Below are 15,186 nucleotides of genomic sequence, written 5' to 3' on the forward strand. Positions count from 1 at the left end.
GTGAGCGTAAACCACAAAAGAAACGTCCCTCGCTTATTTATTGAAAAATATGCCTTGAACGAAGCTACAGACTATCAGAAACACATCGTTGAATCCAATTTATCGGATAGATCGATAAAGCTAGCCTTAGATGAGATCGAGCAAAGCAATCTCTATGTCCAACAAAATTTAGTGATGCCAGCAGCACTAAGTCGGGCAAATTCACACTCAATACCCCAAGAGCGACCAAAAATTGGGTTTTACCTGGGAGGCTTAGCCGCTGTTGCATTGCTAATACTAACTATCATTCCCCAAATTTCTGATCAAAAGCCCTTTCCAGATATTATTTTGAAGTCAGGAGAACCGGCCCTTCAAATATTTAGGAAGCAGGGTGAAAAGGTCGTCGAGCTTCATCACGGAGATTCAGTCGCTCCTGGCGATCTTCTGGAATTAACCTATAGCCCAGCAGGATGGAAGTATGGCATGATTTTCTCGGTCGATGGCAGTGGTATGTTTACACTCCATTTCCCAAGCCAGATAGACCAAAAGGGATTATTGGCTCAGAAGCAATCCGTAAAACTGGGTTTTTCCTATGAATTGGATGATGCCCCTCGGCACGAAACTTTTATATTTTTAAGCAGCAATCAACCTTTTTCTCTACTAGAAGTTAAAGAATCCTTTGAAATGAAGCCTCATATGGATCAGCTACCTGAAAATCTAAAAATTCTGTTCCCAGAGGGTTACAATATTGTCCGAGTTAGTCTCCAAAAAGGAGTTCCATGAGGTTCCAATTCCTTCTTTTATGGTGTCTTTTGGCTATTAGCAGTCAATGCTTTGCTGAAGAAGAAAGATTCTCCTTATTTGTTGGTGCAAATGATGGCGGAGCAGATCGCGTAAAGCTTCGCTATGCGAACAGGGATGCTTGGCAAGTTGCACAGGTATTTCAGGAATTAGGGGGAGTTTCGCAAGAGAATTTGGAAGTCTTAGAAGATGCCTCCTTAGATTCACTGCTGAATACAATTGAGAGGTTTTCGCAGCGACTTAAACAGCATCCGAATGCTCGATTTTTCTTTTACTATTCGGGTCATTCAAATCAAAAAGGCCTTCTTCTTAGAGACAGACTTTTACCCTACGAAAAATTAAAGAAATTGATAGGAGATTTGAGTAGCCGTGTGAAAGTAATAGTTTTAGACTCCTGCGCCTCTGGATCTCTTATAGCAACTAAGGGAGGCCAAAGAAGACCTAGCTATTTAAAGGATCTTTCCTCTGAAATTAAAGGGTCTGCAATTATAACATCCAGCTCTGCCGACGAATATTCCCAAGAGTCCGCGGCTATCAAAGGATCGTTTTTCACTCATTACTTAGTATCAGGTTTGCGTGGAGCAGCAGACTTAAATTCTGATCGTCAGATTTCAATAGACGAAGTCTACCGCTACGCATATCAGAACACTATACAAAAAACTATGGGGTCTGGTGTTGGAGTTCAGCACCCCTCCTACAATTTTAACTTATCAGGCAAGGGAGACTTAATCCTCAGTGACCTACGAAGACTTTCATCTCAACTAGTTTTCGGCGAAAAGCAAGGTCGGTTCTATATCCGCTCTCAAAAAGTAGGATTGGTGGCAGAAATTGATACGGGCAAAAGTAAAAGTAGACGTATTAGCTTGGAACCAGGTCGATACGTTTTGACTCATGAGCAAGGAAATTTCTACTATGTAGCAAAAATCGACCTCGCTCAAGGTGCTGTAAAAAGAGTCGATCAGCTGGAGTTTACGAGACACGAGAAATCGGAAGCAGTTTCTAGAGGTGATGATATGCTCTATCCTGAGTTCTATCATGTTGACACTTTCTCCCTTAGCTTGTGGCCACAGAAGAGAGATCCGATTCTCTTCGAAAATAACCAGAAAGCAAATGTAGCATTAGCTCTGACTGTAGGCTACACACCAAGAGTGGAAGGCTTAGCCTTAGCTCCCATTGGCTCTATCGGAGAAGATCTTCGTGGCCTCATGGCATCACCCGGCTTTACATATATTTTCAATCATTTGCAAGGAGTCCAGTTAGCAGGTGGTTTCAATTATGCTAATTCTCTGAGCGGCCTCCAATTGGGTCCCCTAAATTCGGGTGAATCAGTCTGGGGTGGGCAGTTAGGAATTACGAACGAGGCCAAGAAGCTGAATGGAGGGCAGATTGGAATCGTCAATATTGGAGGCCAGGTGAAGGGTTTCCAACTGGGGCTGGTAAATATTTCTGACAGTGTTCAAGGAATTTCCATAGCGCCTATAATTGTCGTTAGAAATGGGATTCGCCGCATAGAAACTTGGTTTGATTACCTTGGTGCTGTAGGAATGAGCCTCGTTACAGGAGCCAAGTACTATTATACAGCTTATCATATTGGGCAGGTGCAATCAGACCTTATGTATGGTATTTCTTTTGGGCTACGATTACCCATAGGCGATCAAGCAGATCTTCTTTTTGATACTGGTTTTCTTCGCTATCGAGACTTAGAAATTCCAGGAAATATTATGATTCTACATATACAGAACAACCGCACTCGGTTTGGTCTATCTATAGCAGGCAAAGTGATACGATACAACTTTGGTATAAGCTACGACCGTTTCACATTTCCTCACGAAGATGTGCAAAGCGATATCGAAGTTTGGCATACAGGCAAATCTATTATTGAAGTTGAAAAGGCTTTAGGTACCTATTTGGGGATTGGCTATGATCTTTAACCGAGTTTTGTTAAGTCTGAGTATCCTATGCATTGATTGCTATGCCCTTGACCAGAATATCCGGCCTCCATCCACCCAAAAAGTGGAAGTGATGGGAGGAAGTTTTGTTCCCTCAGGTATACACTTAAGAAGCAGTCTTCCCGTTGACCTTGCTATAAATTATAGCGTTCCCTATAGTCATAGTCTCTCCCTTACTTATAGCTACAACCTGTACATGGCACGATACGATACTGGTTCAGGGGGAGGACGAAGTACAGATAATGGGTTTGCTGAGTTTCAAATTTACCATGATGTTACCCATCATTTTTTGGGAATCCAAGGAACTCACTTCAGTAAATCAGGATTCTACGCCCGAGGTGGGCTTCTAGCTTCATATATGCAGATAACTGTTGACTATGACGTGAACCAGGGAGCTGATCAAAAAGCATCGATAGCTAGTATGGCTCTCTTTGGAGTATCAGGCTTGGGGCACCAATGGCGATGGGGAGAGAACTGGAGTTTTGGGGTTGAGTGGCTAGCTCTCATGACGAATCTGATGGCATCCCATCGTACTTTAAGCGATGATATTTCTCTTAAAATTACCGAATTGGATCAGGAACATTCCTACGCTATTGACTACTTAAACTTTCGTCTTTTGCGTCTTATCGTTTCTTATCAACTTTAGTGGCAGGAGTAAAAAACAGATGGATGTTTGAAGTATTCCTTCCTCATTCATTTGAGAGATGGCTACTAACCATCCCTCATCATATTACCGAAAGCTAACTTCGATCTCTTTATAGAAAAGCTTGGTTACCCCTTCAAAGCCAGAGTCGCTACCAAGAACAGCATTCACTCGCCCTTCATCATCTGCAACTACAGGAATGCAGGCACTAACTTGCTTGGGACAGAAGTTTTTAAAGCACCCATCAGACACTTCTGTACTGATTTGGCCGAGGTAGACGACATCGCTTCCAACACTAGCTTGATTACCTTTGTCGAAGACTTGGTCATCAAAATAGATGGTATCTGTTCCTGAAAAAGTAGAGTCAAATTTCAGATCACCATGTGCAGCACCAAATTTGAGATGAACCGCATCTGGGGAGCCACCAATGCCCACACCTCCCGTCCTAGCATCAGAGAAGAAAGTAAGATCAAGACACATTTCATAGCTTTGATGAGCATTAAGTCCGCCATACCATCGCGATAGCCCCATCCAAACGTCATCGCTACGATTGTGACTTTCCATCACCAACATTTGGTTTTCCATAGTGTAGTCTAGCTCGAAGGTATCACAACTCGTATCTGGATTTAAGCGTTCAATTTCTACGGGAAGTCCATCACTATCAACGCATTCACCTGGAAGATCAGAAAAGTGAGGAGTCCAAGAAAGGAGTTCGTAGTTAGGAAGTGTAATGATATCACTAGAAAATCCTAAACTTGATACTGAGAACATACAAAAAAAAACGAGAGATACTGGTTTCATAGCTTTAACTCCGTAAGTTAGTATTAGATGCTGCATGAAACCTAAGGCCAATCATAAGGCTTGAATACAAAAAAATGCTGAGGCTGATTGATTGATGTACACCTCAGGCGTCGTTTGACGAATTTTCTTCAAATTGTACTCCCCGTGGAGTTCGTAATCGCTAATTAATACTATGTCTCTTTAGTATTAAAGGTATTTACGGCCCTTCTCTACGACATGTTTGTGCGTCTTGAGACCTGGACTCATGCAGGGTGAATACTCCTCCCCTTTCAACTCCCTATTTGTCATCCCCACTTTGAATCTCTGTATCTATACTCGTTCAAGCTTCTCATGAGGCAATGGGGGAAGCTCAACTTCAATTGAATCTCCCTTAACAATTTTTCCACCATTCAACACGATCGCCATAATTCCAGCCTTTCGCACGATTTCACCTGCATCATTTTTATATATAAGCTCCTTCATCAAACCAGATTTAAAATTATCTAGTTGTTTGCAAGGATTTCTTAGGCCAGTGATTTCCAAGACTACTGTAAGGCCTATTTTGAGTTTCGTGCCTCGGGGCAAGTCGAGCAGGTTTATACTATCAGTGGTGATGTTTTCGCCCATATCTCCAGGACTAATTTGAAATCCAGCATCGCGAAGTTCATCAAACAGCTCACCATGAATCAGATGAACTTGGCGGAGATTTACCTGAGTAGGATCCTGTGCGACTCTCGATCGATGCTGCACGGTCACTCCTGCATGACAGTCCCCTTCGATTCCGATCCCTTCAATAAGATTGGCTTGATCAATAGAGAACTTGCTAAAGCTATGGGTTTTGCTTACATGAAGTCCAATGACTCGGGCTTCTTTCATTTCATCTTCTCTCTATAGCCAAGGGTCTACAGTTTAGAATACTAGGGGCTACATTATTGCAAAAACTCTTTAAGTTATAGATGAGCGGTGATTACAGAAATTATTTAGGAAGCAGACGGGGCAACGGCCTGTTAAAAACATGTGAATTATTAACAAGCCGATCAAGTTTCAACACATGAAGCAATCCTCAAAGAGGATCATCTGAGACTAATCCAACGATCGAAAATAGAGCTTCATCGTCGTCATATTTTCCATTATATTCCCGCAAGCCAAGCCCTGATAGAACTGTTTTCCTTGGGTCGCTGGTGGTATCTAGTGTTGAAGCATATACTTCTAGCGAATGGTTTGGGTCTCTGCCAACTCTGACTCTCTTGAGATACTCAACTTCCATCGAGTCATCGAAATACTGTGACACTTCCACATCCATCGTCGTAACATTGCCAGGAACGGCTCTAAAACCTAGCCCCGTGATCACTTGGTAAGGACCTGCTTCATACCACACCTCAAGAGCGTGTTGTGGACTTCGTCCAAAGTAGAACATTCTCCTAGGACCTAACTCTCCGTTCTCCAGAATTTCTCGCCCTTGAATCCGTAGAGTGGTGATTCTTCCTCCCTCGGCTCGCACTCCTACCCCTGTCACCACGTAATCAAGAATCCCACTATCAACTTCAAGCGAATGATAGGGATCTAAACCAAAGCTTTGAGACCACGTTTCTCCGTAGGAGTTAGAAGACAAAGTGATTAGGATCAAGATTCCCATTAGCTTTCCGACAAACCCTGTCGCATTTGAAAATAAAGTCATTTCATTTCCTTAAATTTGAACATCCATTGCAAACACCAAACCCGAAATACATAGCGAAAATGGATATGATTAGAGACTTAATTTTCGTAAATATGGCATTTAGAAAACTCTTTATTTTTAGTAAGTTAAGAAACGAAAGACCTGCTAGATCGGTTGCATTTAAGGGAACATTGGCGGTCTTAGAAGCTTTAGGAGAATTGTTTCTGAATGGAAATTCTATGTTTCCAACTCCCCTATTTTGTAAATCAGAATCCTCTCTTATAACTTAGACATCCCAAGGGCAAAGCCCTAATAACAGAATCTAATCACAAATGAGGAAAAGAGATGTTGGTAAAAGGAACGATCATTTTAGGGCTTATGTTTGCATCATCCGCATTTGCAACCAGCCGTGGCACAGTCACAAACTGTACAAATCAACGAGTTAATGTATGTGTCTACAATGGAAAAGACTCGGTGCGTGCTTTTGCTGCACAGGATTTTCAATTAGGAGCAGGCGAGTCTAAGAATTTCCGCTGCAAAGGTGAAAACAAGGGGCGGTGTAAAATTCAGTTTATCCCTCGCTCTCAATCTGTCTGCGGCGAACTATCTCCTCGAACTTACAATGTTAAACGCAGACAAAATCTACATCTAACTGCCTATAATGAGAGCTCATTAGAGTCTACCGCAAGCGTTGCCAATAGCTGTCCCTAATCTGGTGACAAACTTGGCTGGAATGGTATCGAATCATGAAGATTATGAGAAGAGCTTACCCAAGCTCTTCTCAGGAATAACACTAGCTATTCAAGGAGAATAGTTCTCCGCGGCGGCGCTTCACAAACTTCGGCTTGGAAGAACCAGTCCCGTCCTTTGCGAGCATACGATCGAGAATATCTTCAATCGGCTCACCCTTGCGCTTATAGTAACTCACACTGACGTAGTTAAGCCCTAGCTCCTCGCAGGCTTTCTTTAGAGAGCGATAGCTTTTGCCCCCATAAGCAATACCGCTCCGCGATTTGCTTTTATTTTTCGGTTTGTGGTGAGTGATCGTAACCTCTTGCTTGGTCGGCTTCTTCTTCTTCTTAATTGGAACGAGCTTATAACCATAGGTTTCGAATTTCTTTGACAGTTCATCGATCATCATGGCTTCAATCTTCTTTTGCTGGGCCTCATCTAGGAATTCTAGAAATGGGCTTTCAATTATATTCTTCAATCTAGCGTCCTCCAGTGCATCGCATTCCTAATAGCTTAAACCAAAATAGAAGTCTAGCGTTGGTCTCTACTCCATGAATTTATGAGACCATCGCTAGCACTGCTACTAGCTATGATTGAACTTTTTACTCTAAAAATCTTGTTTTTGTGTTGAACAGTATCGTCCGACGAGGCAGGGCCTCATCAATGCAGCTTCCCCAACCGAAACATTATGATCTCATCCACCACCGTGCCTTAGCAAGTCTCTCGAATAGGCAATCATTGCACTAACCATAAAATACCAGGCCATGTAAATTTTACGGGTAAGTAATTCTCTTATTTGCGAATACCCTTTTCTTAATACGGTGAGGTATGCATCGTGACGATCGAGACTCAAATTCAAGATGATATCAGGGCTGGTCAACTACGCTCTGATATTATTGATATTAATAGCTATTTCCCAGAAGCTACCTCACTTATCAATCAAGTCTATTGCCTTTGGAAAGATGTCTGGCACGATGTCTTTGCTCAGTCTGGGAGCATGGAGTCACTCAATCCAGATGATCTTTTCCGGCAGAATCGATGCCTTGTTCTAAGACACAATGACGACATTATTGGCTTCAACTTCCTCACACTATTCGATGGATCAAACGCTCTTCATAAAGATGCTGCTTATGTGAGAGGGGTTTTCAAAGCCCTTGAAAATGACGCCGAGATTTTTTCTGGTAAAAGATTTTCTACAATCGAGTATCTAACTGTCTGTCCAAAATTTCGAAAGCTCTATCCCGGCATCTCTCTTGGTGAAACGCTTATCAGACTCTCGGTGCTGGAGTCTCGGCAATGGGATATGGACTTTGTTCTCGGAACCACCCGTAAAGACATTGGCGTAACAAAGATAGCTATTCGTGCTGGATTCCATAAGACCAATAAAACAATCCCCAAGTGCAACTATGAATGTGACATTGTTTATTTCAACAACAAGCTTTCGTCACCACCTTCAGACCCCTTAGCCTCCATTGTTCACAGCCTTTATACCAAAGGCAATCAATATAAATTTCAAGACAAAAGGATTTCTCATGAGCTTAACATTGCCGTCACCCCTTCAAGAACAGTACAAGTTTGAGCACGACCGCCTCACTAGCATTGTGAAACAATATCCTTGGGAATCCGTGGAGGCGTATTCTCAGTATCTGGGCCAATCCTATTTCTATGCAAAACGCTCGACTAGAATCCTCGCTCTAGCCAGTGCTTGTTTTGATCATGATAAAACGGCCCTTCACTATCGTTTCTTAGATCATGCACGGGAAGAAAAAGGCCATGAAATACTTTTGATCAATGACCTCAGAACCTTAGGAAAATCAATCGATGACATCCAAGAGTTCCCCGAAACCTCCGTCTTCTATCAGAACCTTTTCTATTGGATTCAGAATAAGAATCCCATTGGTTTGTTCGGCTGGGTACTCAATCTTGAAGGGTTTGCCATCGAAGATGGTGATTACATCTATAATCGTGTTGTTGATGCCCACGGTAAAAAAGCAGCGACCTTTCTCAAAGTTCACTCTTCAGAGGATATCGAACATATCCAATCTGCAGTAGCATTCTTTGACAAGCTAAATGACGATGAAATCACAATGATTGGAGATAACTTTTCCCAATGTAGTATTCTTTTCAATGCCATCCTCCAAAAAATTATCAGCAGATCTCATGGTGCAAACGCTAAAGCTTAAATCTTGACTTTGAAATAGGAGAGTACGACGTGATTGAGAGTCAGAAACAAGCTATTCAAAACTGTGCCGCTCGCCGCATCAACCGCCGATTTGCAGGTGAAATCGCAGCGCTTTCGAAGCTTAAGCCGAGAAGATCTTTCCAAGCGATTTTGTTTGATTGGGTTGTCATACTAGTTAGTGCAGGCTTAGCAAGCTACATAGATCATCTGCTTGGCTATATTATTGCCATTCTTCTCATAGCATCACGACAACATGCTCTCTTTGTTCTTACACACGAGGGAGCTCACAAGCTCATTCATTCTAAGCTCTTCATCAACGATACTATTAGCAACGTTTTCTGTGCGTTTCCACTTTTCGTCCGTACCGAATCATATCGAAATCATCACAGATCGCATCATCAGTTTCTGAATACGGATCGCGATCCAGATTGGGTTCGCAAGATAGCCCGCTCAGAGTGGCAATTTCCACAGACGACTCTGAATTTTTCGAAGAATCTTGGGAAATACATTCTTGGTTATGGCTTTGTTGAGGTTTGCTTCTTTATTCTAGGCTTGAATAAAGTGAGTAAACCCTATCGCACTGCCAAGATAGCCTTTGCCGCAGCCTATTATACCTCAGCTCTTGCTATGCTACTTTACTTTGACCTGTTCTTCGAATTTACCATCTTCTGGCTTATTCCCTATGCCTATCTCCTACCTTTACTAAATCGAGTTAGGAGCATAGCTGAGCATTTCGGCTTGGGGCAAAACTCCATTTTCACTCAATCTCGAACGATTATTCCGCCTAGACTTGAAGCTTTTTTCTTTGCCCCCCATCATGTCAACTACCACCTTGATCATCACTTGGTCGCTGCGGTGCCATTCTACAATCTACCCAAGCTCCATCAGCACTTTAGAAGTTTTGCAGACTATCGAAATCACGCCCACATCAATGATAGCTACAGCAATTTTGGCAAGAATAGTCTATTGACAGATATTTTAAAGGGCAAAGCAGTTCTCAACGAAGTTTACTGACTTTTGACTTGAATGAGGCCAGACGTAATGACCAAGGCTGCTGGCTGTCGAAATTCATCGAGTAAAGGCGCCATATACTTGTGCTTCACTAGAATGGTATTGCGTTTTTCGGAGTAAGTTTCTCGAATCTCGTGGTCAAAATCCAAGTAAAATGCGTGGCGATGTTTACCCTGAAAAATTTCTTCAGATTTGCCATAGAGAGCCATGCTTTCGTCTTCATTTCGCTCGAATAGGTCGAACCAACTTGCGCTCAAAAGCTCGTCAAGGGAATAGCTACAGATCCTGAAAAAATTCAAATTACGATATATTTGCACTCCATTGGCATCATATATCTCTATGATATCCTCATGCTCCACATGCTCTAAGAAGCCCGAACATGGCCTGAGATCTAATTTTTTTAGTGCCCACCAAAACATCTGTTTATCGTCCTCTAACGAAATATCCATCTCGCAAGAACTAGCTAAGATTTCGTAATATGACCAAAAATTATTGTAGACTCTCTCTTGCTCTTCGATGGGTAGACTGGCAAAGTGAGTTAATGAATCGGCTCGGTAAGGTTGGATTTCGATGCCAATTCGCTGAGCATTTTCAGACAATGAGCACACTAGAACCTTCATCTTCTCTACGAGAGCCTGACTTGCTCCAGCCTTGACACATCTAAATTTCATTGATGATTCACCTCCATCACTACTGGAGCGCAATCTTAATCCGACGTTTTTTCAATTCAAGAATACCATGCTGACAATCCATAATCACATCGAACAAGGTATTTCGGTCGATTTTCAGGATCGTTGCAAGCTTGGGCAATAGATCTACTGGTGGTTGAGATAAGCCTCTCTCCCAGTTACTGACGATCTGGTTGGAAGCATACCCAAGGGATTCTGACAAATACTTCTGAGTGATTCCATTCTTGCGCCTATGGGACTCGATAAGTTGCCCTATAGTATTCTTTCGAATCAGATTTTCTTGATTACTTATATCATTCATAGTGCCCCAAAAACATATACTAGCTTGATTTCTGATTTCAAGCATATTCAAGTTCGATCCGAGGGAAAATCATTGACCACCCTGCACCATATACAAAACTCTATAGAATTCCTCTAGTCATTATACATAGTATCAAAATATTAGGTATGAGTTCTTGTCCTTGAGACCGGTAAACTTTTGTAAATGAAGCTGATGTGATTACTATATCACGATGACAATAGGTGGGAGGTGTGGTAAGCGCTTCCATCTTCTACAAAGGCCCGTTAGCCTAGGTAATCGAAGCAATTCGTCCCATAGATTGGTATTGGGATACAGGCTGGGCTCGTTTGTTATCCACCACTTCAAGATTTGACATAATTCTATGGACAAGGGTATATACGTCAAATGGCTTGCGATAGAGTTCAACTTTGCCTGATACCTGCATATACTCGTTTTCAATGTCTATATATAGACCGGTGCACAGCAAACACTTGGCAGTTAGACCTTTGGCCACAAGTCTCTGGTAGAGATCGAGACCGGTCATACCTGGCATTAGATAGTTGAAGATGCAAAAGTCATAGAGGCCCGTCTGTGACGACGCGAAAACAAGGGCTTCTTGAGCAGAATCGAAGGAGTCAACTGCAATTCCTTCCTCAACCAGTAGATATTCGGTTAGTTCGCAGAGATCTGTATTATCTTCTACAAGAAGTACCTTAAACACTTTCTGCTCCTCAATCTGGCAATCATGAGGTTGGTGATTTTAAGATCCTTGAGACCATTAGGATGGTCTCAGAGTCCCACAAAAAAATCATCAAAACAGAAATTATTTAGTCAATTTGAGAGTCGGTTATGCAATGGGATGGATCGTCTGCTCGGCTTGGATATTGCTCCAAGGTGCTGTCTGCGGGGGCTTTCCGAAAAAAAGTGGTTGCAGTTCGTCCGAGATTGCCTTCACTACATAATAACCTAGTTCGCTCGCTGACGGAGTCGTTATATTTGCAAATTCAATATGACTCAGCCGACTAGGAGGAATCAAGCTGCGATCCACAACCATAAAATGGCCCTTTAACCAAGCTTCAAAATGAGTCCAATTTTCCGGACAAAGATAGAATTCCTGATGGAAACTTGCGCTTGCTTCAATATTTGTTGGCGAGGTTTGAGGAATATCCTCCTCCCATAAAAATGCCAACCGTTGCAGCGCCTCGGACTCAGCTTTCGTTATTGCCTGATCTAAATCCCCACCTGCTCCAAAGCCATAACAAAATGGACTCTCTTTTCGTAGAGGCGTGAGAACAACCATTGCCACATCAATGCTTCCAATTGAGTCATGATTCATAGATGCAAAGCTATAGATTGAATGATTGTATGTCTTAGAGATCTCAGGTCCATATGTTAGGTTTCGTTCAACTCTTTTTGGTGGAGGTGCATTGCCACACCATGACTCTAATATCGAATGACGCTCAATTAGCTCCAATGCTGCCGCATACTGAGCCTCCTCTATGGTCTTATGAATCGCCACACCGTTGGACTTCGATAAAACCGCCCCTTCATATTGATCACAAAACAACCCACTATTGCGGCATTTCGATGCCTCTTGCTCCAACTTATCTGGGTAAATTCTTTCTAAGGTGCAAGCCCGCTCTAAAAATTCATACCAGGCTTTATCTACACCAATACCAATGCCAATGTCTGCAGATGATCCATAAGCCTCTCCATACAGGGAATGCCTCCCGATAACTCCATAAGCATCTATATTAAGTTTTTCTATAGTAATGACTTGGCTAAATACTGGCTCAATTTCCCAGCCTGGAAGAACGAATCGACTCACCCTCTGGCCTCCTTAATAAAGACTTTTTCGCGATAATCAAAGATTGCATTACAGAAGGTGATATAGAGTTTCGCTGCCTGATCTATCACTCCTATTAGCGAATCTTTATCCTTCTCAAAATCGATGATATCACTCACCTCACTTGTCCAGTGTGAAACATGTTCCTTATCTAGATCCGCATGATTGCCAAGAATCGAAATTGCTTTTCCAGAGATTCCTGAGTTACTCTCTAATCCCTCTATCAGATCCGGTGTCGAGAGGACTGTCATATACTCTGCAAAGAATATATAGGCCAAATACATTTTAGGATCGGCTCGAATGGTATTTTCAATAAATCGGATCATACAATGCATCTCTGGCAGAACAGGCAATTCTTCGATAGATAGCTGAGGTTTGTAACTCCTTTGAAGATCCAAATCCCTTATAGCCCATTCATCGTGACCCTGCTCTTCAGGAATCTTGTTTGCAAAATACCTCTCAAGTTCGTTCAGGTTTCGTTCCTGTGAAATTTTTCTAGCAAGATTGAGATGCAAAGGAGTATGCTGCACCAGCGCGAGAATTCCTGTGGTCCATATTGAAAGATAATCAACATCAACTGCTTCTTTAAATATCTTTGCGTAAAAGCGGTTATTCAATTTCATATCATGATAGACCGATTCCACGTGTTGATGCAAAACCATACAACACTCCCTAATGAGATGAGTAAAGATCTTTGAATGTGTTTCATTGAAAGCTTTTCTCTAGTGTAAACAAGGCAAGCTTGTTCAACGATAGATGTACAACTTTGAACAAAACACTATTTTTTACTATTGTCTTATAGATTCTCTAACTCAGGTCGCTGAAAAAATCAATATAGCACAAAAGGAAGCGACTACTAAGGGGAGTACAGTCTATGAGACAAGACTTGGTTAAAAGTATTCGAGGAGACAGTAAATGTTGTACAGTGACGAGTATTTTTTAGACTAACGAAGTATCATAGGTTTTGCTCCCTTCAATACTTACAAACCGCAACTCTACAGATGTTAATGGATATGCTGATATTATTTAGTCGACGACTCAACATTTTTAGGTTATGCCTGAATACAGTAAGACCAAATCAATGCCTATCTTTAGCCCAATATTTTTTGGCAAAGCTGCATTGTATCAATCAATTATGAAAGGATTCTGATATGAAAAAGAAGTTCGCTACAATCTCATTCTAAGACACTATAGAGCTGGCCTCGCCAGCTCTATATAAAAAATCACTGTTGTCTGACATTGCCAACACGAGAGATGATGGTAAGATCCCCGCCACTGAAGATGATCCTACCTGGAAGCGCTACAGCACTATTCACGCAGTATTGGACATCATCTTGAAGAACCACTTTAAGAGTTCTAAAAATTGAGACCAATGATGCAAATCTTACATTTTGCGACAAACCTACATGCCTTAAAACAAGCTCTCGACCGGCTTGCTCAACTTCAAATTCTCCCGTTTGATCCACAATAACATCTGTATAGGGTGCAAGAGTAATGCTTGGGACCAAAATATCCTCTTGGCCGAAGGGACACGAAGCGTACGCTTGAACCGATATCAGGGCCGAGGCTAACAGTAGGATCCATCTCATAGAAAATCTCCAAAGTCTAAATTTCATTTGAAAAACTTGCATTATACGTCAGTAATTTGGTTTTGAGATCGGATCAATTACTACGATAGTTCTGACACGAGAAGAGCAGCTCTCTTCTTTGGCGAGGAGATTGCTTCGAATCCATACAATCTCTTAAACGTACCGTTCAGAATGCTCCTATCAAGTTCCCAACGATTATAAAGTTTCTAAACTATCATTGGCACTTACCACAAACTATATTGTTCAAATCACTAAACTCCAGTGTCTAAAATTTCCTAAGCTGAATTTATCTTTTTATATCTGCAAATTACAGCCGATCAATGTTTCTACTCAAAGTCGCTATGTTGAAAGCAAAGCCTATCTTGAATCGAATAAATCGCCATATTCAATAGACAAAATCCTAGGGCAATATTTTGCAACCCTAGGCCTGAAGCAAATACTTGTCATACTGACAAGAACATAGAGGAGTGAGACTTTGAGATGCAAACTATTAAGCTTAGCCCTAGTATCCATGACAATTTCCTGCGCCCAAGGCCCGGGAACCCCAAGCAGCACGAATGATGAGCAACCTGGCGAAACTCAAGAGCAAGTGCCTGCTTCCCCAACTACTTCCAACGAAGGCTTGCTCAAAGCTGACGAGATCGAAGTGCTGCTTGAGGACCAAACGATCACCGACCCAACAATCGGGGACGAAGAGCCCACATTAACCATGGAAGAGCTACTCACGGAAGAAGCTCAAAAAATGGCTGATGCCCAAAACGGTGCTTTGTCGAATGCTGAAATTATCGATCTTGTGGGTCGAACTATAAATTTGGTCCAAGCGATTCAAGAGAGGAATGTTGCTGGGATCATCGCCAATGCCCAAAATATCGCGGATTTTGCGGCTATCTTTAAGGTAGACTTCAATGATGTACCTAATATCATAAGTAATATAAATGACTTAGTAAAAGCCATTATGGAGGGTAACCAGGCTGATATCATCGATATATTTGTCACCCTTCTAGAAATACTGATTACTTGATCCTTTTCTTCGAACTCTTCGGTATTC

Annotated in this window: 18 protein-coding genes; 8 read left to right on the forward strand and 10 right to left on the reverse strand. The window is 41.9% G+C overall.

Annotated elements, in window-relative coordinates:
* Genes B9N89_RS26465 through B9N89_RS26475 form a run of 3 tightly spaced genes read left to right on the forward strand, consistent with a single transcriptional unit; the run spans nucleotide 1 to nucleotide 3,375 of the window.
* The gene (locus B9N89_RS26465; protein WP_132324467.1) at nucleotides 1–762 is read left to right on the forward strand and encodes a hypothetical protein; all 762 of its coding nucleotides are present in this window, start codon (nucleotides 1–3) and stop codon (nucleotides 760–762) included.
* On the forward strand, nucleotides 759–2,711 hold the full coding sequence (locus B9N89_RS26470; RefSeq protein WP_132324469.1) for a caspase family protein: 1,953 nt from the start codon (nucleotides 759–761) through the stop codon (nucleotides 2,709–2,711). Before B9N89_RS26465 ends, B9N89_RS26470 begins: the two co-directional genes overlap by 4 nt.
* Entirely contained in the window at nucleotides 2,701–3,375 is a 675-nt protein-coding gene (locus B9N89_RS26475) for a hypothetical protein (RefSeq protein ID WP_132324471.1), read from the forward strand. Before B9N89_RS26470 ends, B9N89_RS26475 begins: the two co-directional genes overlap by 11 nt.
* An 84-nt stretch (nucleotides 3,376–3,459) precedes the next feature.
* Here the strand turns inward: B9N89_RS26475 and B9N89_RS26480 are convergent, their stop codons facing one another.
* The 3 genes from B9N89_RS26480 to B9N89_RS26490 all read right to left on the reverse strand — a co-directional run bounded on the left by B9N89_RS26480 (nucleotide 3,460) and on the right by B9N89_RS26490 (nucleotide 5,830).
* Nucleotides 3,460–4,173 (reverse strand): hypothetical protein, encoded by a 714-nt coding sequence (locus tag B9N89_RS26480; RefSeq protein WP_132324473.1) that lies wholly within the window; start codon nucleotides 4,171–4,173, stop codon nucleotides 3,460–3,462.
* A 309-nt stretch (nucleotides 4,174–4,482) separates the two neighbouring features.
* Nucleotides 4,483–5,028, reverse strand: a complete 546-nt coding sequence (locus B9N89_RS26485; RefSeq protein WP_132324475.1) for an MOSC domain-containing protein — start codon at nucleotides 5,026–5,028, stop codon at nucleotides 4,483–4,485.
* 187 nt (nucleotides 5,029–5,215) lie between these two features.
* Nucleotides 5,216–5,830 (reverse strand): hypothetical protein, encoded by a 615-nt coding sequence (locus tag B9N89_RS26490; protein WP_132324477.1) that lies wholly within the window; start codon nucleotides 5,828–5,830, stop codon nucleotides 5,216–5,218.
* A gap of 324 nt (nucleotides 5,831–6,154) precedes the next feature.
* Between B9N89_RS26490 and B9N89_RS26495 the strand changes: the two genes are divergently transcribed.
* Complete coding sequence (locus tag B9N89_RS26495) at nucleotides 6,155–6,520, forward strand: hypothetical protein (protein WP_132324479.1); 366 nt, start codon at nucleotides 6,155–6,157, stop codon at nucleotides 6,518–6,520.
* A gap of 82 nt (nucleotides 6,521–6,602) precedes the next feature.
* Here the strand turns inward: B9N89_RS26495 and B9N89_RS26500 are convergent, their stop codons facing one another.
* The gene (locus B9N89_RS26500; RefSeq protein WP_132324481.1) at nucleotides 6,603–7,019 is read right to left on the reverse strand and encodes a hypothetical protein; all 417 of its coding nucleotides are present in this window, start codon (nucleotides 7,017–7,019) and stop codon (nucleotides 6,603–6,605) included.
* A gap of 357 nt (nucleotides 7,020–7,376) precedes the next feature.
* On the opposite strand from B9N89_RS26500, the gene B9N89_RS26505 reads away from it, so the two are divergent.
* Genes B9N89_RS26505 through B9N89_RS26515 form a run of 3 tightly spaced genes read left to right on the forward strand, consistent with a single transcriptional unit; the run spans nucleotide 7,377 to nucleotide 9,737 of the window.
* Nucleotides 7,377–8,120 (forward strand): hypothetical protein, encoded by a 744-nt coding sequence (locus B9N89_RS26505; protein ID WP_132324483.1) that lies wholly within the window; start codon nucleotides 7,377–7,379, stop codon nucleotides 8,118–8,120.
* Nucleotides 8,074–8,724 (forward strand): iron-containing redox enzyme family protein, encoded by a 651-nt coding sequence (locus tag B9N89_RS26510; protein WP_132324485.1) that lies wholly within the window; start codon nucleotides 8,074–8,076, stop codon nucleotides 8,722–8,724. Before B9N89_RS26505 ends, B9N89_RS26510 begins: the two co-directional genes overlap by 47 nt.
* 29 nt (nucleotides 8,725–8,753) lie before the next feature.
* Nucleotides 8,754–9,737: a fatty acid desaturase family protein gene (locus B9N89_RS26515; RefSeq protein WP_159455655.1), complete on the forward strand. Its 984-nt coding sequence runs from the start codon at nucleotides 8,754–8,756 to the stop codon at nucleotides 9,735–9,737.
* Here the strand turns inward: B9N89_RS26515 and B9N89_RS26520 are convergent.
* From B9N89_RS26520 to B9N89_RS26545, 6 genes are all read right to left on the reverse strand, one after another.
* On the reverse strand, nucleotides 9,731–10,405 hold the full coding sequence (locus B9N89_RS26520) for a hypothetical protein (RefSeq protein ID WP_132324489.1): 675 nt from the start codon (nucleotides 10,403–10,405) through the stop codon (nucleotides 9,731–9,733). The genes B9N89_RS26515 and B9N89_RS26520 overlap by 7 nt on opposite strands.
* 19 nt (nucleotides 10,406–10,424) lie before the next feature.
* A complete protein-coding gene (locus B9N89_RS26525) occupies nucleotides 10,425–10,724 on the reverse strand; it encodes a helix-turn-helix domain-containing protein (RefSeq protein ID WP_159455656.1) in 300 nt (99 codons plus the stop codon).
* Nucleotides 10,725–10,992: 268 nt separating this feature from the next.
* Nucleotides 10,993–11,424 carry a response regulator gene (locus tag B9N89_RS26530; protein WP_159455657.1) on the reverse strand — a complete coding sequence of 144 codons (432 nt, stop codon included), beginning with the start codon at nucleotides 11,422–11,424 and terminating at the stop codon, nucleotides 10,993–10,995.
* Nucleotides 11,425–11,550: 126 nt separating this feature from the next.
* Nucleotides 11,551–12,531, reverse strand: coding sequence for a YcaO-like family protein (locus B9N89_RS26535; RefSeq protein WP_132324495.1), 981 nt, complete (start codon nucleotides 12,529–12,531; stop codon nucleotides 11,551–11,553).
* Nucleotides 12,528–13,211 (reverse strand): hypothetical protein, encoded by a 684-nt coding sequence (locus tag B9N89_RS26540; protein WP_132324497.1) that lies wholly within the window; start codon nucleotides 13,209–13,211, stop codon nucleotides 12,528–12,530. The genes B9N89_RS26535 and B9N89_RS26540 overlap by 4 nt, the downstream gene beginning before the upstream one ends.
* A gap of 561 nt (nucleotides 13,212–13,772) precedes the next feature.
* Nucleotides 13,773–14,138, reverse strand: coding sequence for a hypothetical protein (locus B9N89_RS26545; protein ID WP_132324499.1), 366 nt, complete (start codon nucleotides 14,136–14,138; stop codon nucleotides 13,773–13,775).
* A gap of 475 nt (nucleotides 14,139–14,613) precedes the next feature.
* On the opposite strand from B9N89_RS26545, the gene B9N89_RS26550 reads away from it, so the two are divergent.
* The gene (locus B9N89_RS26550; protein WP_132324501.1) at nucleotides 14,614–15,159 is read left to right on the forward strand and encodes a hypothetical protein; all 546 of its coding nucleotides are present in this window, start codon (nucleotides 14,614–14,616) and stop codon (nucleotides 15,157–15,159) included.
* Nucleotides 15,160–15,186: the final 27 nt, after the last annotated feature.

The organism is Pseudobacteriovorax antillogorgiicola (assembly GCF_900177345.1).
In the GTDB taxonomy this organism is placed as follows: Bacteria; Bdellovibrionota_B; Oligoflexia; order Oligoflexales; family Oligoflexaceae; genus Pseudobacteriovorax; species Pseudobacteriovorax antillogorgiicola.

What these genes read in the sequence shown, in the direction of transcription:
- B9N89_RS26490 (WP_132324477.1), bottom strand. Translation starts at nt 5,830, where the DNA reads ATGACTTTATTTTCAAATGCGACAGGGTTTGTCGGAAAGCTAATGGGA.
- B9N89_RS26545 (WP_132324499.1), bottom strand. Translation starts at nt 14,138, where the DNA reads ATGAGATGGATCCTACTGTTAGCCTCGGCCCTGATATCGGTTCAAGCG.
- B9N89_RS26525 (WP_159455656.1), bottom strand. Translation starts at nt 10,724, where the DNA reads ATGAATGATATAAGTAATCAAGAAAATCTGATTCGAAAGAATACTATA.
- B9N89_RS26485 (WP_132324475.1), bottom strand. Translation starts at nt 5,028, where the DNA reads ATGAAAGAAGCCCGAGTCATTGGACTTCATGTAAGCAAAACCCATAGC.
- B9N89_RS26475 (WP_132324471.1), top strand. Translation starts at nt 2,701, where the DNA reads ATGATCTTTAACCGAGTTTTGTTAAGTCTGAGTATCCTATGCATTGAT.
- B9N89_RS26510 (WP_132324485.1), top strand. Translation starts at nt 8,074, where the DNA reads ATGAGCTTAACATTGCCGTCACCCCTTCAAGAACAGTACAAGTTTGAG.
- B9N89_RS26540 (WP_132324497.1), bottom strand. Translation starts at nt 13,211, where the DNA reads ATGGTTTTGCATCAACACGTGGAATCGGTCTATCATGATATGAAATTG.
- B9N89_RS26520 (WP_132324489.1), bottom strand. Translation starts at nt 10,405, where the DNA reads ATGAAATTTAGATGTGTCAAGGCTGGAGCAAGTCAGGCTCTCGTAGAG.
- B9N89_RS26470 (WP_132324469.1), top strand. Translation starts at nt 759, where the DNA reads ATGAGGTTCCAATTCCTTCTTTTATGGTGTCTTTTGGCTATTAGCAGT.
- B9N89_RS26495 (WP_132324479.1), top strand. Translation starts at nt 6,155, where the DNA reads ATGTTGGTAAAAGGAACGATCATTTTAGGGCTTATGTTTGCATCATCC.
- B9N89_RS26480 (WP_132324473.1), bottom strand. Translation starts at nt 4,173, where the DNA reads ATGAAACCAGTATCTCTCGTTTTTTTTTGTATGTTCTCAGTATCAAGT.